The 23966-nt window shown below is 47.3% G+C and carries 25 protein-coding genes; 21 read left to right on the top strand and 4 right to left on the bottom strand.

What is annotated here, in order from left to right; all coding sequences use genetic code 11:
* Window positions 1-241: 241 nt before the first annotated feature.
* From metG to P364_RS0115520, 5 genes are all read left to right on the top strand, one after another.
* Window positions 242-2293 (top strand): methionine--tRNA ligase, encoded by a 2052-nt coding sequence (gene metG, locus P364_RS0115545; protein WP_081718003.1) that lies wholly within the window; start codon window positions 242-244, stop codon window positions 2291-2293.
* Between the two features lie 313 nt (window positions 2294-2606).
* The gene (locus P364_RS0115535; protein WP_024631020.1) at window positions 2607-3599 is read left to right on the top strand and encodes a metal ABC transporter solute-binding protein, Zn/Mn family; all 993 of its coding nucleotides are present in this window, start codon (window positions 2607-2609) and stop codon (window positions 3597-3599) included.
* A gap of 56 nt (window positions 3600-3655) precedes the next feature.
* On the top strand, window positions 3656-4414 hold the full coding sequence (locus tag P364_RS0115530; RefSeq protein ID WP_024631019.1) for a metal ABC transporter ATP-binding protein: 759 nt from the start codon (window positions 3656-3658) through the stop codon (window positions 4412-4414).
* Between the two features lie 49 nt (window positions 4415-4463).
* Window positions 4464-5267 (top strand): metal ABC transporter permease, encoded by an 804-nt coding sequence (locus P364_RS0115525; RefSeq protein ID WP_024631018.1) that lies wholly within the window; start codon window positions 4464-4466, stop codon window positions 5265-5267.
* A gap of 48 nt (window positions 5268-5315) precedes the next feature.
* Window positions 5316-6029 carry a cytochrome c biogenesis CcdA family protein gene (locus P364_RS0115520; RefSeq protein WP_024631017.1) on the top strand — a complete coding sequence of 238 codons (714 nt, stop codon included), beginning with the start codon at window positions 5316-5318 and terminating at the stop codon, window positions 6027-6029.
* Window positions 6030-6176: 147 nt separating this feature from the next.
* Here P364_RS0115520 and splB read toward each other — a convergent pair whose 3' ends face one another.
* Complete coding sequence (gene splB / locus P364_RS0115515) at window positions 6177-7247, bottom strand: spore photoproduct lyase (protein ID WP_024631016.1); 1071 nt, start codon at window positions 7245-7247, stop codon at window positions 6177-6179.
* Window positions 7248-7477: 230 nt separating this feature from the next.
* On the opposite strand from splB, the gene mntR reads away from it, so the two are divergent.
* From mntR to P364_RS0115500, 3 genes are all read left to right on the top strand, one after another.
* The gene (gene mntR, locus P364_RS0115510; RefSeq protein WP_024631015.1) at window positions 7478-7906 is read left to right on the top strand and encodes a transcriptional regulator MntR; all 429 of its coding nucleotides are present in this window, start codon (window positions 7478-7480) and stop codon (window positions 7904-7906) included.
* Window positions 7907-8115: 209 nt separating this feature from the next.
* Window positions 8116-9714 carry a family 10 glycosylhydrolase gene (locus P364_RS0115505; protein ID WP_024631014.1) on the top strand — a complete coding sequence of 533 codons (1599 nt, stop codon included), beginning with the start codon at window positions 8116-8118 and terminating at the stop codon, window positions 9712-9714.
* 84 nt (window positions 9715-9798) lie between these two features.
* Window positions 9799-10800, top strand: a complete 1002-nt coding sequence (locus P364_RS0115500) for a patatin-like phospholipase family protein (protein ID WP_024631013.1) — start codon at window positions 9799-9801, stop codon at window positions 10798-10800.
* Between the two features lie 67 nt (window positions 10801-10867).
* Here the strand turns inward: P364_RS0115500 and P364_RS0115495 are convergent, their stop codons facing one another.
* Window positions 10868-11200 (bottom strand): hypothetical protein, encoded by a 333-nt coding sequence (locus P364_RS0115495; RefSeq protein WP_024631012.1) that lies wholly within the window; start codon window positions 11198-11200, stop codon window positions 10868-10870.
* Window positions 11201-11205: 5 nt separating this feature from the next.
* A complete protein-coding gene (locus P364_RS0115490; protein WP_024631011.1) occupies window positions 11206-12198 on the bottom strand; it encodes a DUF1385 domain-containing protein in 993 nt (330 codons plus the stop codon).
* A gap of 216 nt (window positions 12199-12414) precedes the next feature.
* On the opposite strand from P364_RS0115490, the gene P364_RS0115485 reads away from it, so the two are divergent.
* The 5 genes from P364_RS0115485 to P364_RS0115465 all read left to right on the top strand — a co-directional run bounded on the left by P364_RS0115485 (window position 12415) and on the right by P364_RS0115465 (window position 16947).
* Window positions 12415-12993 carry a YqhR family membrane protein gene (locus P364_RS0115485; RefSeq protein WP_024631010.1) on the top strand — a complete coding sequence of 193 codons (579 nt, stop codon included), beginning with the start codon at window positions 12415-12417 and terminating at the stop codon, window positions 12991-12993.
* A gap of 77 nt (window positions 12994-13070) precedes the next feature.
* Window positions 13071-13514 carry a type II 3-dehydroquinate dehydratase gene (gene aroQ / locus P364_RS0115480; protein WP_024631009.1) on the top strand — a complete coding sequence of 148 codons (444 nt, stop codon included), beginning with the start codon at window positions 13071-13073 and terminating at the stop codon, window positions 13512-13514.
* A gap of 38 nt (window positions 13515-13552) precedes the next feature.
* Window positions 13553-14626 carry a M24 family metallopeptidase gene (locus tag P364_RS0115475; RefSeq protein ID WP_024631008.1) on the top strand — a complete coding sequence of 358 codons (1074 nt, stop codon included), beginning with the start codon at window positions 13553-13555 and terminating at the stop codon, window positions 14624-14626.
* Between the two features lie 318 nt (window positions 14627-14944).
* Entirely contained in the window at window positions 14945-15502 is a 558-nt protein-coding gene (gene efp / locus P364_RS0115470) for an elongation factor P (RefSeq protein WP_024631007.1), read from the top strand.
* Window positions 15503-15693: 191 nt separating this feature from the next.
* Window positions 15694-16947 carry an aspartate kinase gene (locus P364_RS0115465; RefSeq protein ID WP_024631006.1) on the top strand — a complete coding sequence of 418 codons (1254 nt, stop codon included), beginning with the start codon at window positions 15694-15696 and terminating at the stop codon, window positions 16945-16947.
* A 79-nt stretch (window positions 16948-17026) separates the two neighbouring features.
* Here P364_RS0115465 and P364_RS0115460 read toward each other — a convergent pair whose 3' ends face one another.
* Window positions 17027-17776, bottom strand: a complete 750-nt coding sequence (locus tag P364_RS0115460; protein WP_024631005.1) for a 2-phosphosulfolactate phosphatase — start codon at window positions 17774-17776, stop codon at window positions 17027-17029.
* Between the two features lie 275 nt (window positions 17777-18051).
* Here P364_RS0115460 and spoIIIAA point away from each other — a divergent pair, with 275 nt between their 5' ends.
* From spoIIIAA to P364_RS0115420, 8 genes are all read left to right on the top strand, one after another.
* Window positions 18052-19056, top strand: coding sequence for a stage III sporulation protein AA (gene spoIIIAA / locus P364_RS0115455; protein ID WP_024631004.1), 1005 nt, complete (start codon window positions 18052-18054; stop codon window positions 19054-19056).
* Entirely contained in the window at window positions 19049-19567 is a 519-nt protein-coding gene (spoIIIAB, locus tag P364_RS0115450; RefSeq protein ID WP_024631003.1) for a stage III sporulation protein SpoIIIAB, read from the top strand. The genes spoIIIAA and spoIIIAB overlap by 8 nt, the downstream gene beginning before the upstream one ends.
* Before the next feature lie 29 nt (window positions 19568-19596).
* Complete coding sequence (gene spoIIIAC / locus P364_RS0115445; protein WP_017687585.1) at window positions 19597-19800, top strand: stage III sporulation protein AC; 204 nt, start codon at window positions 19597-19599, stop codon at window positions 19798-19800.
* A gap of 32 nt (window positions 19801-19832) precedes the next feature.
* Complete coding sequence (gene spoIIIAD, locus P364_RS0115440) at window positions 19833-20222, top strand: stage III sporulation protein AD (RefSeq protein WP_017687586.1); 390 nt, start codon at window positions 19833-19835, stop codon at window positions 20220-20222.
* 21 nt (window positions 20223-20243) lie between these two features.
* Complete coding sequence (spoIIIAE, locus tag P364_RS0115435; protein WP_024631002.1) at window positions 20244-21434, top strand: stage III sporulation protein AE; 1191 nt, start codon at window positions 20244-20246, stop codon at window positions 21432-21434.
* A 31-nt stretch (window positions 21435-21465) separates the two neighbouring features.
* Window positions 21466-22347, top strand: coding sequence for a stage III sporulation protein AF (gene spoIIIAF / locus P364_RS36205; RefSeq protein WP_024631001.1), 882 nt, complete (start codon window positions 21466-21468; stop codon window positions 22345-22347).
* A 15-nt stretch (window positions 22348-22362) separates the two neighbouring features.
* On the top strand, window positions 22363-23001 hold the full coding sequence (gene spoIIIAG / locus P364_RS0115425) for a stage III sporulation protein AG (protein WP_024631000.1): 639 nt from the start codon (window positions 22363-22365) through the stop codon (window positions 22999-23001).
* A 66-nt stretch (window positions 23002-23067) separates the two neighbouring features.
* Entirely contained in the window at window positions 23068-23907 is an 840-nt protein-coding gene (locus P364_RS0115420) for a SpoIIIAH-like family protein (protein ID WP_024630999.1), read from the top strand.
* Window positions 23908-23966 lie beyond the last annotated feature (59 nt).

Genomic DNA, 23966 nt, shown 5'->3' with positions numbered 1-23966 from the left:
ATATGGTCCCGGAGGAACCTCTTTCGAGCGTGCAGACGTTGATCATTTAGAACGGGCTGTCGTAAGGCTGAGGCGTGATCCAGCGTTAATGGGCGGTCGAAGGACCGGCAGAGCCTGTGTTTTGTGAAAAGCACGGGGAATTTGGGTGGTAACACGTGAGAGCAACTCTCGTCCCATATAGGGACGGGAGTTTTTTGTGTTCTTTTTTAGGCAAAAGCAAGCAATAAAAATGCAGGACCATATGAAGGAGGAGAAGTCATTTATGGCTGATCAAAAAACATTTTATCTGACAACACCGATTTATTATCCAAGTGACAAACTGCATATCGGACACGCGTACACGACTGTGGCGGGTGATGCCATGGTTCGTTACAAACGTCTGCGCGGTTATGCTGTTCACTATCTGACAGGAACCGATGAGCATGGTCAGAAGATTGAGCGCAAGGCACAAGAGAAAGGACAGTCGCCACAAGCCTTTATCGACGATATCGTTGTGGGTATCAAGGAATTGTGGAACAAGCTGGACATCTCCAATGACGACTTCATTCGGACTACGGAAGAACGCCACAAAACAGTGGTACAGGATATCTTTGACCGTTTATTGAAACAAGGGGATATCTACAAGGGTGAGTACGAAGGCTGGTACAGTATCCCGGATGAGACCTACTACACGGAAACCCAGCTGGTTGATGTGGAGAAGAATGACAAGGGCGAGATTATCTCGGCCAAAAGTCCGGATAGCGGACATCCGGTGGAGCTGGTAAAAGAAGAATCCTACTTCTTCCGGATGAGCAAGTATGCCGATCGTTTGCTGAAATATTATGAAGAGAATCCGGGTTTTATTCAGCCGGAGTCACGTGAAAATGAAATGATTAACAACTTCATCAAGCCGGGTCTGGAAGACTTGGCTGTATCGCGGACAACTTTCGAATGGGGCGTCAAAGTTAAAGGTGATCCGAAACACGTTGTGTACGTATGGATTGATGCGTTATCCAACTATATTACAGCTCTGGGCTATGGATCATCCGACGAATCGCTGTACAACAAATTCTGGCCAGCGGACGTGCATCTGGTAGGGAAGGAAATTGTTCGTTTCCATACGATTTACTGGCCAATTATGCTGATGGCACTGGACCTGCCTTTACCGAAAAAAGTGTTTGCCCACGGCTGGCTGTTGATGAAAGACGGCAAAATGTCCAAATCCAAAGGCAATGTCGTTGACCCGGTAACCCTGATTGACCGTTATGGTTTGGATGCACTGCGTTATTACCTGCTGCGTGAAGTTCCATTTGGTTCAGATGGTACGTTTACTCCAGAAAGCTTTGTAGAGCGTGTGAACTCCGACCTGGCAAATGACCTTGGAAACCTGTTGAATCGTACGGTAGCCATGGTGGACAAATATTTCGAAGGCAGAGCGCCTGAGTTTACTTCCGGTGTGACCGAATTTGATTCATCTCTTGAAGAAGCAGGTCTTGCTGTTGTGGAGAAAGTGGAGCAGGCCATGGAAAATCTGCAATTTTCCGTAGCGTTGACAGCGATCAGTCAGTTTGTGAGCCGCAGCAACAAATACATTGACGAGACTCAGCCTTGGGCTCTGGCTCGTGATGAAGCGAAACGGAATGAACTGGCATCGGTAATGTCGCATCTGATTGAAAGCTTGCGGATTGCTTCCATCCTGTTGCAGCCGTTCCTGACACGTGCTCCGCGCAAAATCTGGGAACAGCTCGGCATTCAGGAAGGTGAACTGACGGCATGGGATTCAGCGAAGCAATGGGGCGTTATTCCGGCTGGCAACGCTTTGCAGAAGGGTGACCCGATCTTCCCGCGTTTGGACTCTGAACAGGAGATTGCTTATATTGCTGAAGCGATGACTGGAGGCAAAAAAGCTGAAGTGCAGCCTGAGGCAGCTCAAGTAGATGCTGGAGGCGCTTCTGAAGCCGCTCAACCCGTCACAGCACCAGAAGGCAAAGAAGAGATCGGTATTGATGATTTCGCCAAAGTGGAACTGCGTGTCGCTCAAGTAATTGCCTGTGAACCGGTCAAGAAAGCCGATAAATTGCTGAAGCTGCAGCTGGATCTTGGCTATGAGCAACGTCAAGTTGTATCAGGAATTGCGAAGTTTTATTCCCCAGAAGATATGGTTGGACGCAAAGTCATCTGTGTGACGAACCTCAAGCCTGTGAAATTGCGCGGTGAACTGTCCCAGGGCATGATTCTGGCAGCATCCCACGGAGACCAGCTTACACTGGCAACGGTACCAGATAATATGCCTAATGGTGCACAAGTGAAATAGGGTTTTGACCCTGCAACCAAGGATTTGATTTATAATAGTTGTAATAGAAGGTGGCTCGATGAAAATCGGGTCGCTTTTTATTTTGGACGAAATTGGATCTGATGCGAAGAAAACAAGCATATACTGTTATGAACTCCGTGCTCAAGGAAAGAATGAATAGGACAGAGCGGCTTGACAAGTTCGTGCAGGTTACCTATAATTCTTTCAGTAATGTTTACGATTAAGAGATGCGGAGTGAATACTAGTGAAATTTTATAATGGAAGAAATCTAGACCAGGTAAACCGGACTCTAGCAACAGGTAGAAGAGGACAGATGAAATGGATGCTCAGCGGTCTGCTTGTTCTTAGTTTGCTCATATTGTCGGCATGCGGTCAGAGTAATAATTCGGAGAGTGCCAAGCTGGTGGAAGGTAAAGTGAATGTGATCACGAGCTTCTATCCTGTCTATGCGTTTACTGCGACAATTGGCGGAGACGATGCGAATGTCATTAATTTGCTGCCAACAGGTGTTGAACCACATGATTGGACGCCGAAGAGCCAAGATATTGTGAATACATCCAAAGCTCAGTTATTCCTATACAATGGTGCAGGCCTGGAAGGATGGGTCCCCAACTTCCTGAAGTCACTGAATAGCGATACCAAGGTGAAGTCAGTTGCAGTAAGTGAAGGGGTTACTCTATTAACTGCTGAGGGTGATGATGGACACGGTCATGGTGAAGAACAGGTTGATGAACATAGTGACGAACATGCTGATGAAGCTAACGAAGAGGATATTGCAGACCATCATGTGGACCCCCATACATGGGTAAGTCCCAAATCGGCAATGATAATGGCTGAAAATATCAAAAACAGCCTGGTTGAAGTAGACCCTGCCCATAAAGAAGGATATGAACAACGTTATGAAGAGCTGCGGAGCAAGCTGGAAACGCTGGATCAGCACTTTACAGACGAATTGTCCAACGTTCCCAACAAGGAAATTGTTGTTTCGCATCAGGCATTTGGTTACCTAGCACGTGATTATGGGTTGGCCCAGCATGCCATTATGGGACTTTCTCCAGATGCGGAGCCCACAGGTCAAGATATTGTGAAGTTGGCTAAGCTCGTGAAGGATGAAGGGATTAAATACATTTTCTTCGAAGAGCTGGTATCTGACAAACTGGCGAAAACCCTTGCCAATGAAGCGGGTGTAGAGACAATGGTCCTTAATCCTGTAGAAGGTTTAACCAAAGAACAAGTCACAAACGGGGATGATTATTTCACCCTGATGGAGAAAAATTTGCAAAATCTGCTGATCGCATTAAAATAAGATAGACTGAAGGATTCGACTTGCAATCCTTATATATAATGAAGGGCGGCTTTGCCATGCAGCAAATCATGCCATTGTGTCATGATCCAATTATAGAGATCGATAAACTATCATTTTCTTACGGTGACCAGCGAGTGATCGAAAATCTTGATTTTATGGTCCAGGAAAGGGATTTTGTCGGGATTATCGGTTCAAACGGGGCGGGCAAAACGACATTGCTGCGGATGTTAGTTGGACTATTGCCTCCAGCCGAGGGAGACATCAAGCTGTTCGGACAGTCGATCCGCCGTTTCAAGGATTGGGAACGAATTGGTTATGTTCCGCAAAAAAATGCGTTTAACCCATTGTTCCCTGCAACGGTAAGGGAAGTAGTCATGTCCGGCTTGTACAACAACAAGAATATGTTTCGCCGAATGTCCCGTAAATGTCAGCAGCAGTGCACAGATGCCCTGCAGGTGATGCGGATCGAGGATCTGGCGAACAAACGAATCGGACAACTGTCCGGCGGACAGCAGCAGCGTGTGTTTTTGGCACGGGCGCTTATTAATCACCCTGATCTGCTGATTCTGGATGAACCGACGGTGGGCATTGATGCCGAATCCCAGGCCAGCTTTTTTGAACTCATTACCCATATGCATGAACACCACCGGATGACATTCCTGATGGTATCACATGATATGGACCGGATGGAAAGTTATCTCGGTTCCAAAGCGGCAGTGACGAACGGAAAAATTCATTTCCATGTCCGTCATTCCCATGAGGTGGAAGACTGTGCCGAGACGAATTTGCAGCATACCACCACCCAGGTTCGTTAGAGCGAGTACACAACCAGATTAGAGCAAGGCCGAAGGAGTCGTGTGTGTTTTGGAAATTTTAATGAGTGATTTTTTTCAGCGGGCGCTGGCGGGGGGATTGCTAATTGGCATCACAGCACCCTTGATCGGATTGTTTCTGGTGCTGCGACGTTTATCCATGATTGGCGATACTCTGTCTCATGTAACGATTGCCGGGGTTGCACTTGGATTTCTGATCGAAGTGTATCCGATTGCGGTGGGGCTGATATTTGCTGTGCTCGCCTCATTTGCAATAGAGAAACTGCGTAAGGCGTATAAGAGTTATGCCGAATTATCGATTGCGATCATCATGTCCGGTGGAGTGGCGCTGGCTTCGTTGTTCTTTACGCTGGGCAAAGGATATAATACAGATGTTATGAGTTACCTTTTCGGCAGTATTTATACACTAGACTCCACGGATTTGAAGCTGGTGGGTGTGGTTACGCTGATCGTGGTCATCGTTGTAGCGTTGTTACATAAGGAGTTTTTCCTGCTCAGCTTTGAGGAGGATGCCGCAGCGGTTACCGGGTTGCCTGTGAAACTGCTGAATATGCTGATTACCGTAATGACAGCCCTTGTCATTAGTACGGCGATCAAAATCGTCGGCGCATTGCTGGTATCGGCATTGCTTACCATTCCGGTAGCTGTAAGCTTACTGATGGCACGAAGTTTCAAATCGGCGATCATATTGTCTGTGGTTATTGGCGAAATTGCCGTAGTTATTGGACTGGTTGTGGCCGGGATCTGGAACCTTGCACCGGGAGCAACGATTGTACTTTTGCTTATCATGATGCTGATTCTTACGATGATTGGAAAAAAAGGGTTCCGAGCCTGATTTTGAACGTAAGCAAGTGAGCCCCCAGGGAAGGGAGATATCCGCTTCATGCCTGATGTTAATGTGTGGCTGGCTTTTGTAGCAGGATTAGCTTCGTTTATTTCGCCTTGCTGTCTTCCGCTGTATCCTTCGTATCTTTCTTACATTACGGGGATGACGGTACAACGATTAAAGGATGAACGCAATCAGCGTGAAGTTCGCTTCAAGACATTGACTCATACGCTGGCATTTATTTTGGGCTTCTCGGCTGTGTTTTATTCGCTGGGGCTGGGAGCCGGATTGTTTGGTCAATTTTTCAATGATAACCGTGATCTTATTCGTCAATTATCCGCGATTTTGATTATGTTAATGGGTTTATTTTTGCTTGGTTTGTTCAAACCTCAGTTTCTGATGAAAGAGCGTAAGATGGATATGAAATGGAAACCAGCGGGTTACCTGGGCTCATTTATTTTTGGCATTGGTTTCTCGGCAGGCTGGTCGCCTTGTATTGGACCGATCTTGACTGCTATCATCGCGATGGCTGCGAGCGAACCAACCACCTGGTTGGCATTAATTACGGGTTACACGGCCGGCTTTGCGTTACCTTTCTTCATTCTGGCCTTTTTCATCGGTTCTACCCGCTGGATCTTGCGTTATTCCAATATCATGATGAAAGCCGGGGGCGCATTAATGTTGTTCCTTGGGGTTTTGTTATTCACGGATCAGATGACCAAAATAACGATCTGGTTACAGCAAATAACACCAGACTGGATGATTATATAACCTTATATAGCCATCAACGAGTTGTTGTTTTATTCATGGTTTATTCCAATAAGAACAAAGCAGGCTACGTGAAAACCAGAATGATTCTGGTTCATGTAACCTGCTTTTTTAATCAAAAGTTCTTTAATATAAGGGCCAATTCTACGCTTAGGTGAAATAATCAATGTTGGCCAGTGGGAAATGCTCAAAAATGCGCTCAGTAATAAACTCGCGCAAAGCATCCTGCTGATCATCCTTATACACATATTTATACTGTCCCCATCGGCCCCATTTCATTTTTCGCTTTTCGATATCCATCTCGAGCTTGGTTTTGGGATATCGCTTCTCAATGGTAGCTTTTGCCGTTTTGGTAAAACGGTGCTGGATCATCTCAAAGGTTAGATCCTTGGTTGCTTCTTCTGGAAGTGTATCGGCAAGCTTTTGTAAAAGCTCAGAATATCCTTCTTCCCATCCGTCATACCACATGATTGGGGCAATAATGAATCCGAGCGGATAACCGGCATGAGCTATTTTGCCTGCGGCTTCAATACGCTCTTCAAACCGTGAGGTGGCTGGCTCAAAATTTTTGATCACATAATCGGAATTCACGCTGAAACGGATACGAGTGTGTCCTTTATGCTTGATGTTTAATAAAGGCTCAACGTGATGATATTTGGTCACAAAGCGAAGTCGTCCGTGTTCCTCCTCCGCCATAAAACGAATCAGGTCACCGAGGTTTCCCGTAATATGCTCCAGTCCTACGGGATCGGATGTACAAGCTGCTTCGAAACGGGTAATTTCAGGCGCACGTTCCTCAATGTAACCTTTGGCAGCCTGAATGATCTCCTCGGTGTTTACATAGACACGGACATAGGGCTTGGCCCCAAGTGTCGTTTGAAGATAACAATAATGACAGTGACCCATACAGCCTGTGGAAATGGGAATGGCATATTCGGCTGAGGGCTTCGATTGGTCAAACTTAAGTGTTTTACGCACGCCGACAACAAGGGTTCGCTTGGCCATCCGGTACTTTTCCTGCTCCGTTTCACCGGGAAGATTGGTGATTCGATTATGGGATGTCGTCATTTGATAAGGAATATCTCTGGAGGTGACCCATTCCATAATCCGTTTACCTTTCTCATATTCCAGCGCACCAGGTTCAAAATACACCAAATCGGGAATAAAGGGTTTAGTGCCTTTTGCTTTGCGAACGGGTGGATGCGCTACACTTGTACTCACGAAATCACTCCTTTCAATACGGGACCTCGCTTAGTTTGCCTCGTTTGGGGATAAGTCACCCATGCCAATACTTGCGCTATGGTAACGGAAAGAGGCCTGAAAAGCGCTTTACGGTCAGTAAGTAGTGAAGGAATTGTGCAGGACTTGCCAATGCGTATTGATAACATGTATCATTATAAGATAGGGACCAGGCAAGAATATTGCCGGTCAGAGAGAAGAGAGGGAAGCAGATGCCAACGCCCAGTATGGAAGATTATTTGGAGCGTATATACAAATTAATTGATGAAAAGGGCTATGCTCGTGTGTCTGATATAGCTGAAGGTTTGGAAGTGCATCCTTCATCGGTGACGAAGATGATCCAAAAGCTGGACAAAGACGAGTACCTGATCTATGAGAAGTACCGCGGGCTAGTGCTTACGCCAAAAGGCAAAAAGATGGGCAAACGTTTGATGGAGCGCCATCATCTGCTTGAACAGTTTTTAACGACCATTGGTGTTCAGGAGGAAAATATTTATCAGGATGTCGAAGGAATTGAGCACCATCTGAGCTGGGATTCCATTACCTGCATCGAGTCTTTGGTAGAATATTTCCGCCAGGATGAGAGTCGATTGCGTGATCTGAAAAGTATTCAGGAAGACATGAGCAACACCGAATCCTAAGCCTTAAAAGCCAGACTCACCTGGAAAATTGCAACGCATATCCATTCAAAAATCAGAGGATGCACCTGCCGCTAAAACGGTAGGGAGCGTCCTTTTGCTTTTTCTCGTCCAAAATTTGGCGATTTTTCGCAACTTAATAATCGTTAGGAGCGTCTATTAAACTAGCAGAATTTGCCGCGAATTTATAATTATTTTGGAGGATTGCACTGATGAAGCTTCGAAAAGGATTGATCCTGCTGCTCATTTTTGTTCTGGGTTTACAAACTGCAGGACTAACAGCGCAGGCAGCTAGTCAAAAGGAAATTATCATTTATTTGGATGGTCAACGATTGGAATCGGATGTATCGCCTTACATTTTGCCCAAAGTAAATGTAACGATGGTTCCTCTGCGTGTCATTAGCGAAGGTCTGGGTGCTTCTGTTCTATGGTCACAGGCTACGCGCACAGTCACCATCAAGAAGTTCGATTCCGTCATTACGATGACGAGTGGACGCCAGCAGGCAACAGTGGATGGGGCCGTGGTTGATCTTGATGCCTCGGTAGAATTGAAGCAAGGCCGTGTTATGGTACCAATTCGATTTGTCAGTGAGAACCTTGGAATCCAGGTTACTTGGAACCAATCTGCACAGACCATTGATTTGACCACAGGCAATGCTCCTGACCCTAATCCAGTCACACCAGCAGAACCTGGTGGAACGGGGACTACGCCAAGTACGGATGAGATGCGGGGAGCATGGATTTCGACCGTAAACGGAGACTGGCCTTCATCTGGAGCCAAAGGAAACGTGGAGAAACAAAAGCTGGAGTTCATTCAGCAGCTCGATACGTTGAAGGATATGGGAATCAACGCCGTATTTGTTCAGGTGCGAGCCAATGGGGATGCGATCTATCCATCAGGTCTTGTACCCTGGAATAGTGTATTGACAGGAACACAGGGGAAAGACCCCGGTTATGATCCACTTGCATTCATGGTTGAGGAAGCTCACAAACGTGGCCTTGAGTTCCATGCCTGGTTCAACCCTTTCCGAGCCACCAATTCGGCAAGTACAACCGGGCTCGCAGTCAATCATGTATCCAAGCTTCACCCGGACTGGATGGTTAATGCTTCAGGCAAATTGTATATTAACCCGGGTATTCCTGAAGCGAGACAGCATATTATTGATACCATCATGGAAGTAGTCAATCAGTACGATGTTGATGGCGTACATTTGGATGATTATTTCTATCCTTCCAATGTAACATTTAATGATGATGTGGCTTTCAAAGCATACAACACATTGAATACGAGTGACCGTGCAGAGTGGCGCCGTGACAACATCAATCAATTTGTCAAGCAACTTGGAGAGAGTATCCACAAGGTAAAAGCTGGCGTCCAATATGGCATTAGCCCATTTGGTGTGTGGCGTAACAAATCGGTTGATATGACCGGTTCGGATACAAAAGCCGGAGTAACCGCTTATGACAGCATGAATGCGGATGTACGGACATGGATCAAGCAGGAGTGGATCGACTATGTTGCACCCCAAGTGTACTGGAGCATGACACTCAGTGCAGCACGATATGACAAGGTGGTAGACTGGTGGGCCAATGAAGTGGCAAATACTGATGTGAAATTGTACATTGGACACTCCCCTTATAAGCTGGGCACACCGGAAATCGGGTGGCAGACATCACAGGAAATTATTGACCAGCTTATATACAATGAGAAATATGATACGGTGAAAGGTGATATTTACTTCAGCTCACAGTACCTGACGAAAAATCCGCTTGGCTTAATCACCAAATTAAAGGCCTATTATGGACTGTAAAACATTTTAACGTAATATGACCAACCCCTGTTCTCATACAGTTGCAGTAGTAGCGTGGACTGCCTGGAGAACGGGGGTTTTATTGTGTTGATTAACGGAGTATTTGAAGGTGGCGGCGTAAAGGGAATTTCACTTGCCGGCGCCGTAAAGGGCGCAGAGGATCATGGTGTCGAGTTCAATCGCGTAGCCGGAACGTCATCGGGTTCTATCGTAGCTGCTTTGCTAGCCGCGGGCTATTCGGCGGAAGAGATGAAAGGCATTATCGAGAATACGCCGTTTGCTTCGTTGCTGCGACGTTCTCTCATATTTGAAACCAGGTGGATCGGACCCGCAGCAAGGCTGTTTTTGAAGAAGGGGCTATATTCTGGGGAAGCGCTGGAATGCTGGATTCGGGATATGCTGAAAAAAAAGGGGGTTCGGACGTTCGCTGATCTGCCTCCAGGAAAGTTATTAATTATTGCATCCGACATTTCGAATGGTACCATTTTGGTGCTGCCGGATGATATTAAACGATTCGGAATAGATCCTTCGAAACTGGAGGTAGCCAAGGCTGTACGCATGAGTTGCAGTATCCCCTATTTCTTTGACCCGGTAGCCATTCGCAGATCCCCTATCCTGTCTAAGGGTTTACGTTTTGCGGACCAGTTTGTTTATATCGTCGATGGAGCACTACTGAGCAATTTTCCGCTCTGGCTGTTTGATGGGGAGCGTACAGAACGTGGAGGAGACATCATTCCTGTGGTTGGTTTTAAAATGGTTGGTAAAACCGAAGGAGAGCCAGCTAGAATCAGGGGTCCCCTAAGTATGCTTCAAGCTTTGGTAGAAACGATGCTTACTGCTCATGACGAACGATATATCGAACAGATCAATCGATTCCGTACGGTGAAAATCCCTACCCTTGGAATTAAACCTACGGAGTTTAACCTTTCTGTACAGGACAGTACAGCTTTATATCAATCTGGGGTTAACGCCGGAACTGAATTTTTCAGTGGATGGAACACCAAGAACTATGGTGACCAGCTGGACAAACAGAGACGAGAGTTAAGAAAGAAACCAGCGGATACACCACCTCTGACTCCTGTATAAAAGAAAAAGCAATTCTCCGCATGTTGGGAGAATTGCTTTTTTTGTGTGTTTAGTCGAAATTAGTGCTTTAGTGATACTTGGGTACGTCCTCATCGCTTTTACCCTTTTGTCCCTGGATAACCTGGAAAGGATAATCCTTGCGTTTTTTGGAAGATGAGCTGCTTTTCCGGGCACCAGACTGCGCATTAACTTTAGCCATGGTTTTAGCTGATGGTTTAATCTTCGGTGACGATGCTTTGCTTGCCCAACGCCGGGGCGGATACTTATAGAGCAGGAACACAACCCCGAATACGATCAGGGGTATCACAATTCGAGATATACCTCCACTCAACAGCCAATTCAAAATTCCAATAGCAGCGAGTGCAATGAGCGTCCAAAAAATGATGGCCTGCCTTTTCATATCATTCACCCTTTCACAGGATCAAATGTTGCAACAGGAACTTCCGATGTTGCCGATACGTTTGCAAGCTTGGCATCCAGTTCACGCATACGGTTAAACGAAGCGATGGATACCTCTACCTGTTCATTGGTCGGCTCTTTGGTTGTCAGCAATTGCAGCCATAGTCCCGGGTATCCGAGATAACGCAGTACAGGGATATCACGAACCGAGTTGGTCAATTTCAACAATTCGAACGAAATACCGAGCACAACGGGTAACAACAGCAGCCGCTGTCCCATACGTTCCCAGAGATTATCGTATGTGAAGAGCGAGTACAAAAATACGCCGATAATGACAGTCAGCATAATAAAACTGCTTCCGCAACGATAATGCAGACGGCTATACTTTTGCACATTTTCTGGCGTAAGCTCTTCTCCGGCTTCGTGAGCACTAATGACTTTATGTTCTGCACCGTGGTATTGGAACAAACGTTTAATCATCGGTGTCTGGGAAATCAGCCACAGATAGGCAAGCAACAGGATCAGCTTAATTCCGCCTTCCAGTAAATTATGCAGAAACTGATTGTCGAATGCATTTTTGAACAGAAAATTCTCAATTACAACCGGCAACAATGTAAGCACAATTTTACCAAAGAGAAACGAAAGGATAGCTACTGCGGTGACGCCGATAATCATGCTTAGGCTCCAACCTGAGCCTTCTTTTTCTTTTTGCTTTGCTTTTTCTTCAGGTTCCAATTCATCATCAGCATATGCGTCAGCAGAATAATTGAGATGTTTGCTTCCTTTGACGCTCGAATCTATAATGCTGACAATTCCGCGCAGTAGTGGAATCCGCCGCAATTTCATGACCCAGGACTTGTCTTGCTTGGGAACTTCCAGATACGTAATTTCGCCGTCTTTTCTTCGCACAGCTGTAACGTTGACATGTTTACCGCCGAACATTACGCCCTCAATGACAGCTTGCCCCCCGTAGCTGACAGGCTTGGATTGTTGAGGCAAATTATTCACCTTCCTATTCTGTTCTAGGCCTTCATGGTCGAAGGCAGTTTAATATCCCTATTGTATCGAATTTTGAGAGCAATTTCTAGTTTGCGAGTCGATCCAAGGGCGATGTTGTTAACTTTGTCCTGATTTGTACATACTACCCGGTAGAGTTAGGACAAAATTGGAGATTTAACCGCAGGTTTTGCAAACTGATTGTGAAGGAGAATATTGATGACAGAGTATACCGGTGAACGCACATCACATAAGGAAAATCAACGTGCTGACAAAGGAGAGCCAAAGGACCGGGGCAAGCGTCCTACTCAGCGGCAAGGCCAAGCGCATTATTTTACCAAGCCGTTACCTTTTGCAGTGGAGCTTGGTTTTTTCGCAGGTTTTATCTGGGGAGGTTTGCATTGGCTGTCCTATCTGCTTCATTTTACGATTGTGCCCTTAGGATTTTTGGCTGAACCGTTTTTTAAACACCATTTTATATATACTGCAGCAGGACATTTGACTGGCTGGCTGTTTTTTATTGTCTTTTCTCTTATCGCATCTCTGATCTACACGTTCACTTTAAAAAAATTCAAAGGCCCGATTCCAGGTATGATCTACGGCATTGTTTGGTGGCTGATTATCTTTGTCCTGGTAGGTCCAAAACTGGATATGGTAAAGCCCTTAAACCGCTTAACCTGGGATTCCATCATTACAGAATTTTGTTTCTTCTTGCTGTGGGGACTGTTTATCGGGTACACCGTAGCCATGGAGTTCACGGATGAACGGAAACGTGAGCCAGAGCAAGCAGGAGCATAGCCGCAAAAAAGCTTCTCAATCCGGCAATGGCTGTGTTAAAATAGCAGATGGTTATTTGCAGAAAGGGTGGAGTAGCTATGAAACGGATTGTTGTAATCAATGGCCCGAACCTGAACATGCTCGGCGTACGTGAACCCGGCATCTATGGAACGCTTAGTCTGAAGGATATTGAGGACAAAATTCGCAGACAGGCAGAGGAGCTGGGCGTCTCCATCACTTTTTATCAATCCAATCACGAAGGGGACATCATTGATCGTATTCATGCAGCGATGGGCGATACAGACGGAATCATGCTGAATGCCGGAGCGCTGACCCATTACAGCTATGCTGTGCGTGATGCCATCAATGCCGTAAAAGTTCCTACAGTAGAAGTACATCTATCCAACATTCATGCACGCGAATCGTTCAGACATCATTCAGTAATTGCTGCAGAAACAATCGGGCAGATTGCCGGATTTGGCGAAGTAAGCTACGAACTGGGACTGCTGGCTCTCGTGCGTCATCTGGACAAGCGAACCTGAGCCGGGGACCCGGGAATGTGAGAGAAAGAAGGGTACCGATGGAAAACAAACGAGTAAATAAGTTACGTGAGGCCATGCATGAACATGAACTCACGGCTATGCTGATTACAAATCCGATTAACCGTCGTTATATGACGGGATTTACAGGCTCAGCGGGATATGTGCTGATTACGGAACAGGAAGCCTATTTGCTTACCGACTTCCGTTATATGACACAGGCACCGCAACAAGCCAAAGGATTTACCGTTGTGGAACATGGACCGAAACCGTTGGAATCCGTTCGCGATTTGCTAGCATCGGCGAATATCAAGCAGGTTGGCTTTGAGCAGGATCATGTCACCTATGGCACGCATACTGCTTATGCTGAAGCGCTTCAGTCTATTGAATTGAAAGCTGTATCCGGTATCGTGGAGCAACTTCGCATGTTCAAGGACGAAGATGAGATCGCTGTAATGCAAAGAGCTGCGGATCTGGCAGATGCAACATTCAGTCACGTTTTGCAATTCGCAAATCCGGGTATGACTGAACGTGAAGTGGATTTGGAGATGGAGTTTTTCATGCGAAAACATGGAGCAACTTCCTCTTCGTTCGACACCATCGTTGCATCGGGTGAACGTTCTGCTATGCCTCACGGTGTAGCAAGTGGCAAAGTCATCGGACAAAATGAGTTAATTACATTTGACTTCGGTGCGCTTTTGGATGGATACTGTTCAGATCTGACACGTACCATCGCAACTGGCACGCCTGTACCTGAACTGCGTAAAATTTACGATATCGTACTGGAAGCCCAGTTACATACGTTGGCGAACCTGAAACCGGGTATGACCGGACGGGAAGCCGATGCATTGGCACGTGATATTATTGCAGGGCACGGATATGGAGAGCAATTCGGACACAGCACGGGCCACGGTCTGGGTATGGAAGTCCATGAGGCTCCCCGCTTGTCCAAGCTTAGCGACGATGTATTGAAACCGGGCATGGTCGTAACCGTTGAGCCGGGTATCTACATTGACTGTCTTGGCGGCGTGCGTATTGAGGATGACGTGGTGATTACCGAGACAGGTATTCACATTTTGACGAATTCGGACAAGAAGTTCACCGTAATCGGCTAATTTACAGCCACTGGTGATATAAGACGATTTTTAATTTATAGGTATTTGGGGTATTCACTACTAACCCAGACAAGCGTAAGCGTAGTGAAGGGAGCGGAATCGATTCTGAAGAAGCGAAGCGCTCGCCTTTGTCTCCTCATTTTAAACCTTATCAAAATCTAATCGGGAAAATGAGGAGACAACAGCGATCGGAGGAACGATCCGATCCCGAAACGGTCACGTCGCACACGATTACCAGGTGTATAGAATGAATCCACCTATAAATTAACCCATCGTCTCATATCACCTACTTTTCAACCATATCAGGAGGGATTTTTTGTGATTTCAGTAAACGATTTTAAAACAGGCTTGACTGTCCAAGTGGACAACGACATCTATACCGTACTCGATTTCCAACATGTTAAACCAGGTAAAGGTGCGGCTTTCGTACGTTCCAAACTGAAAAACCTGCGTAACGGTAACACCGTTGAGAAAACATTCCGTGCGGGTGAAACCATTGGCCGTGCCATCATCGAAAACCGTGGCGTATCCTACCTGTACGCTAGCGGTACAGAGCACACGTTCATGGACAACGAAACATATGATCAGTTCACACTGACAAGCGACCAACTGGAGTGGGAATTGAACTTCCTCAAAGAAAACATGAACGTAAAAATCGTTAGCTACCAAGGTGAAATCCTCGGTATCGACTTGCCTACAAGCGTAGAGTTGAAAGTTATTGAAACAGAGCCGAGCGTAAAAGGCAACACTGCACAAGGCGCTACCAAAAATGCTAAAGTGGAAACAGGCCTGAATGTTCAAGTGCCTTTGTTCATCAACGAAGGCGATGTTCTGCTGATCGATACGCGTGAAGGTAAATACTCCTCCCGCGCGTAACGTTCACTTGGTGTAAGCAAAATAAAGCATGAATTCAACCCTTTGCCTTTTCTCTGGCAAAGGGTTTTTTCGAAAAAAGATTAGCCTATCAGACGCTTTCGTAATATACTGGGTTAAAGTCATTTTTCGGAGAGAATAATGACGATGGACATCAATTATGCATACTGCACAAGGTAGGGAGTGGATTTGCGTTGTCATTGTACGTCATGAAATTTGGGGGCAGCTCGGTCGGAGATACAGAACGCATGAAGCGTGTAGCCGGACGTGTTGTAGAAAAAGCGGATGAAGGACATCAGTGCGTAGTCGTGGTTTCGGCCATGGGGGATACCACGGATGATCTGATTGATCAGGCGAAACAGCTGAACAGTGAACTGCCTGCACGTGAGATGGATATGCTGTTGACTACGGGAGAACAGATCTCGATTTCATTGTTATCCATGGCAATTCAGGCGCTGGGACGCAAAGCCATTTCATTTACAGGCTGGCAAGCGGGTTTCCGGACGGAGCCGGTACACGGCAAAGCACGGATTAACGATATTCATCCGGAACGGGTGAATCAGGCGCTGGCAGAAGGCAACATCGTTATCGTTGCAGGCTTCCAGGGAATGACGGAAGACGGCGAGATTACGACGCTTGGCCGCGGCGGATCTGATACAACGGCAGTAGCCTTGGCAGCAGCCATCAAGGCGGATGCTTGCGAGATTTACACGGATGTAGACGGTATCTATTCTACCGATCCGCGAATTGTAAAGGTTGCACGCAAGCTCAAGGAAATATCGTACGACGAAATGCTGGAACTGGCCAATCTGGGAGCAGCGGTATTGCATCCGCGTGCAGTGGAATACGCGAAGCATTCCGGTGTGCCTTTGATTGTAAGATCCAGCTTTAACCATAATGAAGGAACGGTTGTGAAGGAGGAAGCAACAATGGAACAAGGCGTGGTAGTTAGTGGAATTGCCTATGACAAAAACGTGGCTCGCATCAGTATTCTGGGTGTACCAGACGTACCGGGGGTTCTTGCTGAGGTATTTGGTGCCCTTGCATCTGAACAGCTGGACGTTGACATTATCGTACAGAGCGGTGTGATGGACGGAAAGGCAGACTTCTCGTTCTCTGTTGCACTGTCTGATCGTGAGAACGCACTGCGTGTCATTGAGGCTCTTCACAGCCGCCTGCCTTACCGTGAAGTCACTTCGGAAGAAAACCTTGTTAAGGTCTCGATCGTTGGTGCAGGAATGGTTAGCCATCCGGGTGTTGCTGCGAAGATGTTCCAAGTCATCTCGGGCGAAGGCGTGAGCATCAAGATGGTCAGCACTTCCGAGATCAAGGTATCGTGTGTTATTGACGGAGAGAAGCTTCATGACGTAATTAAGGCCCTACACACAGCGTATGATCTGGATACGGCAGAGCAAGCCGTGATTGGCGGACCGCAAGTTCGTAGATAAAAACCGATATAGCTGTAAAGATACAACAAAGGTGTACTGTGTATTCCCATCCGGGAAGCAGTACACCTTTTTAGGTTGTTCACAACAATTTAAACATTCTTTCCTTACGTGTTCCTCGGAAGGGTTGCATTCGGTTCCCTTCACCCATCTCTGGAACGCAGTCCAGCAAGTTCAATTGGGTGCAATACGTTACGTCATGCATTCTGCCCAGCCTCTCCAGCCTTCGGCCACCAGCAGATACTCGAACCAGATCGGGCAATTTGACTTCGGCATGGGTTGCAGCCTGATGAAGCACCAGTCCCAGATCGTTGAGCATGATGGGAAATGGGGATTGCCGGTACAATTCTTCAATAATGCTGCCTGCACACAGGCCATCTTCCATTGCAAACTCATCCTGATCCCCGGCACATAACAATAGGATATCCCTGCGCAGCTCGCACAGAACAGCCGCTACAGCCTTCACATTGAGAAATGAGCCTGCAAGCACATGTTTGGCTTTGGATGCTTTGATGAGGGCGCGTGTACCATCTGTAGTGGTCAGAATAATGGTTTTGCCCACAATACTCGGCGTCATATATTCATAGGGGGAATTGCCTGCCTCGAATCCTGAAATTTTTTTATCAAAACGTTCCCCGCCACGAATGGCATCCTTCACGTTCAATTGTTTCGCTTGAGGAACCGTCTCTACAGCAATCACATCCGCCGCATCATATGCCAGTGCCGTAACAATCGTACTGGTCGTTCGCAACACATCAATTACAACCACACATCGTCCTGCAATATCCATTCTGCGAACTTCATTCACATTGCCTACCACATCAACTCTCACTCCCCACAACTCCTTTCTGTACTTGGGGTAGGTGGTTCTGTCCTTTTTTATCCCGGAATGAATATCACCTGTCTGCAAGCACTATATGCAATTGGATCTAGACGGGTGCCTAGATTTAGAACAGCAGGCTGATCTATGATTTTTAACTCTCATCGCTATTTTGAAGAAAATGATAGATTTCAGCGTCATAAAATCAATGTACACACATAAACTTGAGATATGAACAAGCACCAGGAACGCTACAAAACCGAAATCAAGGTTGGAGGGGCCTATTCATGATGGTGAACTGGAAGGATATCTTTCCGGAACCGATTCGAACCATTCTGGGAAGAATGCCGCCCGCTTTATTAGATAAAGTGGAGGAAGTACGTATCCGTGAAGGAAGACCACTGGAAATCAATGCAGGAGATACCTACCACTTCCTCACACCCCAGGGCAGTCCGACTTCGAAGCCTGATGAAGCCTATATTCCCTTAAAAGAGGTAACACACAGGCTGCTGGATCTGATCAGCAATCATTCGCTTTATACATTGGAAGAGGAGCTGCGTAAAGGATTCATCACCATTCCTGGCGGGCATCGAATCGGACTGGCTGGCCGGACAGTGCTAAGTGGCGGTCGCGTGGAATACTTGCGCGATATCAATGGATTCAATGTCAGGGTTGCCCGAGAGATTCACGGAGTCGCTGATCGCATTCTGCCTTATTTGCTGGACATGAAGAGTGGACAGGTCATGCACACCTTAATTCTTTCTCCCCCGCAGCAAGGCAAGACCACATTACTGCGGGATTTGGCAAGACAGATTAGCAGTGGAACCAAACTTACGGGTGTCAATGAGCTAGTTCAGGGTATACGTCCGCGTTTAAAGGTTGGCATCGTTGATGAGCGATCTGAAATCGCTGGTAGTTACAAGGGTGTACCGGGATTTGACGTGGGACCCCGCACCGATGTCATGGACGGTTGTCCAAAGGCAGAAGGCATGATGATGATGCTTCGCTCCATGTCTCCCGATGTCCTGATTGTGGACGAGATAGGCCGTCCTGAAGATGCGGAGGCAGTGATGGAGGCACTCCATGCTGGCGTATCTGTCATTGCTACTGCACATGGTCGTGACTTGGCCGAGCTTTCTTCCAGACCTGCGCTGAGAACCCTGATCGTCGAGCAGATGTTTCAGCGCTATGTACAGCTGCAGCGGACGAGCCGGGGCATGACCTTTCGATTGGCCGATGGTAAAATGCGTGGCCTCCAGCAGACAGAAGTGGGAGGTGAGGCATTTGCTTAACATGCTCGGTGCCGTCATCATTCTGCTGGCCAGTACGCTCGCCGGATTCTACAAGGCAAGGCAGTATGCCTTGAGGCCCAGACAACTGCGAGAATTAATCGCCGCTCTCCAGCGGCTGATGACCGAGATTAACTACGGGCTGACCCCGTTGCCTGATGCAATGGGGAAAATGGGAGCCCAAACGAAAGAACCTGTTCGAACGCTGTTCCTCCACGCAGCCAGGCAGATGGAACCTCCCCATGGTCACACTGCTCTTGAGAGTCTGCAGTCTGGGATAGAAGAGGCGTGGGGAAGATCAGCCATGAAGGCAGACGAGCGGGAGGTCATGCTGCAATTGAGCTTCAGCCTTGGCACCAGTGATCGTCAGGATCAGACCAAGCACATCTCGTTAGCCATTCAGCAACTCATGCATGAGGAATCCCGTGCCCAAGCCGATCAAATGAAATATGAACGAATGTGCCGCAGTCTCGGGATGCTTGTCGGAGCGTTAATCGTCATTCTGATCTTCTGAAATAGCCGGGATAGTGAGGTGCCAAGGTCATGAATTTAGAAGTGAACGCAATCTTTCAAATTGCGGGCATCGGAATCATCATTGCGATGATTCATACGGTGCTGAAACAAATGGGAAAGGAAGATATGGCTCACTGGGTGACCGTGATCGGATTTGTCGTTGTATTGTTCATGGTGGTCCGTATGCTGGACAGCCTGCTGCAAGAGATCAAATCGATATTTCTTTTTCAATGAGAACGGTCATGAAGCCGGGATGGTGGTGACCTGTGGAAATTATCCAAGTTGTAGGTCTGGCGCTCATCGCAACGGTGCTCATTTTAGTTATCAAAGAACAGAAGCCCATGTTCGCTTTTCTGATTGCTGCCGCGACTGGCATTGTGATCTTCATGCTGCTGATTGGCAAGATTGGCGCCGTAATCGAAGTGTTGAAACGGCTTGCCGAGAATTCAGGCATGGAGAGCATTTATCTGAAAACCGTACTGAAAATTATAGGTATAGCGTACATCGCTGAATTCGGGGCACAGATTGTCAGGGATGCGGGCCAGGAGAGCATCGCTTCCAAAATTGAACTTGCTGGCAAGGTGCTGATCCTTGTACTCGCCATACCGATCATCAGCATTATTATCGAAACCGTCATGAAGCTGATGCCGGTGTAGAGGGAGGCGTGCGGACTTCATATGAAAATGATGCATTACAAGCCGCAGTGGCGCCTTACCTTCGTGCTGACGCTGTGTTTTCTGTTTGCGATCATAGGACAGGTTGCCGCTGGTTCTCCCTCAGGAGAGTGGATGCAGCAGCAGGCTGACCAGCTTCCTAAGGATCAGGTGGAAAAATATTGGGATCAACTCATGCAGCAATACGGCGGTTTTTTCCCGGAAGGAAAAACACCTTCCTTTATGGATATGTTAATGCCCGGCAATGAAGGGTTCAGCCTGAAGTCGGTGTTTATAGCGATAGGAACCTTCATGCTGCATGAGATTTTATATAACGGCAAACTTCTGGTCACGATTGTGATGCTAAGTGTGCTAAGCATGATTCTGGAGACGTTGCAAACCGCTTTTGAGAAAAACAATATTAGCAAAATCGCTTACTCCATCTGTTACATGGTCATTATCATCATCGCCATCAACAGCTTCAGTGTAGCCATTGGATACGCCAAGGATGCTATAGCCAGCATGATCAACTTTATGATGGCCATGGTGCCCCTGCTGTTTACGCTACTGGCTTCAATGGGAAATGTCATTACCGTTTCTGTGACCCATCCGCTCATTATTTTCATGATCCATCTGGTTGGTACGTTGATTCACATGCTGGTATTCCCGCTGCTCTTCTTCTCGGCAGTATTACATCTCGTCAGTTCCTTGTCCGACAAGTACAAGCTGACACAGCTGGCAGATCTGTTACGAAACATTAGTGTGGCTCTGCTCGGTATACTGCTTACGATGTTCCTGGGCGTCATTTCGGTGCAGGGTGCATCAGGCTCCGTGGCAGATGGTGTCAGCCTGAAGGCGGCGAAGTACATCGCAGGCAACTTTGTCCCCATTGTCGGCAGAACGTTTGCGGATGCAACCGATACGGTGATCACAGCGTCACTGCTGGTGAAAAATGCAATCGGATTGACGGGTGTCATCATCATCTTGTTTTTATGCGCGTTTCCCGCGCTTAAAATTTTGACGCTAGCCCTGATCTACAACATCACTGGCGCGATCATGCAACCGCTAGGCGATACGCCGATTGTAGGGTGTCTGCAGGCAATTGGCAAAAGTATGATCTATGTATTTGCAGCACTGGCGGCCGTTGGACTGATGTTTTTTCTGGCAATTACGATCCTGCTAACCGCAGGCAATCTGACTGTCATGATGAGATGAGGGGCTGCTCAAGAGAAAGGGGGTTGGAAGGATGGGGTGGCTGAGCAGCTGGCTCCGGGAATTGATTATGATCGTTCTGCTGGCGACTTTCGTGGATATGCTGCTGCCTAATCGATCCATGGAACGCTATGTCAAGCTTGTGCTGAGCCTTCTTATCCTGCTGACCCTGTTATCTCCCATAACGAAGCTCTTGAAGAGTGATCCGGTTGGTGAGCTTAAGCGAGCGATGACCGCCATGGATTCGCCGTCCGATGGAAGTACAACACTTGAACAGATTTTGGCTCAAGGCAAGCGGCTGCAATCCAATGAACAGGAGCAGTCGCTGCAATGGACAGCCAAAGAACTGGCTAACGTAATGAAAGGGCAGATTGAAGAAACAACCGGGGTGCGAGTTCAGTCCGTCGAGGTAAAGCTCGCCATGGATACAACCAAACCGGAGACAGATTTGGCATCCTCGGTGGAACTTCCCGTGATCCAGTATGTTTTGGTGGAGATGGCAGGTGAGACTACAACGGGCAAAGGTAGTTCCAACACAGGTCAACAGGAAGCAGCGGCAAGTACAGCACCGTCACTCGGCTCTGATTTGAAATCTGAACCCACTGAATCGACTCCAGTACAAGAGCCAATCCAGATCGGTCAGATTGAGGTCCCAGATGTACAGATCGAGGTGAACAGCGGCAGCAATCGTGAAAGTGGCCGAGTAAGTAACGGGAATTCTGGCGATTCGCAAAATGGACAGGAAGCTGACTCCACACCTGTTTCGGGTGAACACGCAGAGACAAATCCTCAGCAAGGACAGACAGCCTCCCGGTCAGAACGTGCAGTACAAATTATTACGCTATTGACGGAGAAGTGGGATATTGATGCAAACAAAGTACAGGTGAAAGAAAATAAAAGCGCTTCGGCGCTGTGAGAAGGAGGGTAACCGATGAGGCAATGGCTCAAAAAGATGGAAAGCTGGTTTGGTGGCGGAGAAGGTGGACAACGACGCAGTCAAACCTTTCGCTGGCTTATTATCCTTGGTTTGATCGGAGTGGGAATTATGTTGTTCAACTCCTTCGTCAATGTCAAAAAGATTGATTCCGAAAATATCGGTCGAGAGCCTCCTGATCCAACTACATCCATGGCATCAATACAGACGGATCCGACGGATCAGAACCCATTTCAGGCGATAGAGATTGCATTCGAGGACAAGATCAAGGGTGTGCTGGAAAATATCGTAGGTGTGGGGACCGTTGATGTGATGGTTACCGTGGATTCTACTGAGGAGCTTGTTGTACAGCGTAATGTGAAGGATTCGCAGCAGCTCACCGAAGAAACGGATGCCAACGGGGGCAAACGACATATGACGCAGTATACCCGGGATGGTGAAATTATTACGTATGAAATATCAGGGGATCAGACGCCGATTGTCACGAAAAAGCTCAAACCGCAGATCCGGGGCGTGCTTGTCGTTGCCAGAGGTGCAGAGAACAAGGTTGTGAAGGACCTGATTACAGATGCTGTGGAAAAAGGACTGAATGTTGCGGCCTACCGAATTTCGGTTGTTCCGCGCAAGCAGGATTAGTCCGGGACCCTGTATCACAAGATTTGATCGTCACAAGAATGAAGCCAATTCGAGGAGGAAGTTCTAATGAATAACAAACGTCAAACGGTATGGCTCGTATCCATGCTGAGTCTGATGGTCATTTTGTCCGCCTATTACCTGTTCACTGAAGATTCCGGTCCGGTTAATACGCCTGTAGCTGAGAGCACGCAGGTGGATGGGATGAAGCAGGGAGAAACAAAGGAAACAGCTGGAATCCTTGATCCGACAGAAGGTTTGGTTGTGAATGAAGTGGTCAATGGCGGTGAAGTTACAGGGACTGAAGGAGACCAAGCTGCAACTGAATCTGTTGATAATCCTGCGGTTGTAGACGGTAAAGAAGCTGGAGACACCGGGAAATCACCGGCTGCGGAATCGGGAGAGAAACAAGGTGAGGCAGGTAAAGGCAGCGAAAAAGGGACAGACAAAGGCACAGCAACCACCCCTGAGACAAATGCCGGAACAGACGGTAGTGCAACGAAAACCGATGAGGACGTCCTTAAAGAGATGGAGGAGCAGAATACGGCGGCGTCCGCGAGCAGCCAGTTCCAAAACTACCAGTGGCAGCGTGAGGAGAGCAATAACCGCAAATATGAGGAACTCATGACCGTTGCGGGCGATCTAAGCAAAACGCCAGAGGAAAATGCCAAGGCAACAGAGCAGCTTCGTACGCTTGAAGAAAAAGAAGCCAAAATCAATGGCATTGAAGAAACACTGTCGCAGCAGTTTGCCAATGCCATCGTTCAAGAGGATGCAGACAAGTATAAAGTTGTTGTTCTTAGTGACAAACTGGATGTAAAACAGGCGGTTTCCATTGTGGATCTGGTGATGAAAGAACTGGCTGTATCCCAAAATAAAATCAGCGTGCAATACGTGACAGAACAGTAATCCAAATCATGGAAAAGTAGCCCCGAGAGCTGGATCAGATCTCGGGCTCTTTCCATTTT

The sequence above is a fragment of the Paenibacillus sp. MAEPY2 genome (assembly GCF_000499205.1).
Classification (GTDB): domain Bacteria; phylum Bacillota; class Bacilli; order Paenibacillales; family Paenibacillaceae; genus Paenibacillus; species Paenibacillus vandeheii.
The sequence above is the reverse complement of the archived record's forward strand: the minus strand, read 5'-3'. Positions and strand labels throughout refer to the sequence as shown.

Bases quoted from the DNA above. Each gene is read 5' to 3' on its own strand.
- metG (WP_081718003.1), top strand. From the start codon at position 242: ATGAAGGAGGAGAAGTCATTTATGGCTGATCAAAAAACATTTTATCTG.
- P364_RS0115535 (WP_024631020.1), top strand. From the start codon at position 2,607: ATGAAATGGATGCTCAGCGGTCTGCTTGTTCTTAGTTTGCTCATATTG.
- P364_RS0115530 (WP_024631019.1), top strand. From the start codon at position 3,656: ATGCAGCAAATCATGCCATTGTGTCATGATCCAATTATAGAGATCGAT.
- P364_RS0115520 (WP_024631017.1), top strand. From the start codon at position 5,316: ATGCCTGATGTTAATGTGTGGCTGGCTTTTGTAGCAGGATTAGCTTCG.
- mntR (WP_024631015.1), top strand. From the start codon at position 7,478: ATGCCAACGCCCAGTATGGAAGATTATTTGGAGCGTATATACAAATTA.
- P364_RS0115505 (WP_024631014.1), top strand. From the start codon at position 8,116: ATGAAGCTTCGAAAAGGATTGATCCTGCTGCTCATTTTTGTTCTGGGT.
- P364_RS0115495 (WP_024631012.1), bottom strand. From the start codon at position 11,200: ATGAAAAGGCAGGCCATCATTTTTTGGACGCTCATTGCACTCGCTGCT.
- P364_RS0115485 (WP_024631010.1), top strand. From the start codon at position 12,415: ATGACAGAGTATACCGGTGAACGCACATCACATAAGGAAAATCAACGT.
- aroQ (WP_024631009.1), top strand. From the start codon at position 13,071: ATGAAACGGATTGTTGTAATCAATGGCCCGAACCTGAACATGCTCGGC.
- P364_RS0115475 (WP_024631008.1), top strand. From the start codon at position 13,553: ATGGAAAACAAACGAGTAAATAAGTTACGTGAGGCCATGCATGAACAT.
- spoIIIAA (WP_024631004.1), top strand. From the start codon at position 18,052: ATGATGGTGAACTGGAAGGATATCTTTCCGGAACCGATTCGAACCATT.
- spoIIIAC (WP_017687585.1), top strand. From the start codon at position 19,597: ATGAATTTAGAAGTGAACGCAATCTTTCAAATTGCGGGCATCGGAATC.
- spoIIIAE (WP_024631002.1), top strand. From the start codon at position 20,244: ATGAAAATGATGCATTACAAGCCGCAGTGGCGCCTTACCTTCGTGCTG.
- spoIIIAF (WP_024631001.1), top strand. From the start codon at position 21,466: ATGGGGTGGCTGAGCAGCTGGCTCCGGGAATTGATTATGATCGTTCTG.
- spoIIIAG (WP_024631000.1), top strand. From the start codon at position 22,363: ATGAGGCAATGGCTCAAAAAGATGGAAAGCTGGTTTGGTGGCGGAGAA.
- P364_RS0115420 (WP_024630999.1), top strand. From the start codon at position 23,068: ATGAATAACAAACGTCAAACGGTATGGCTCGTATCCATGCTGAGTCTG.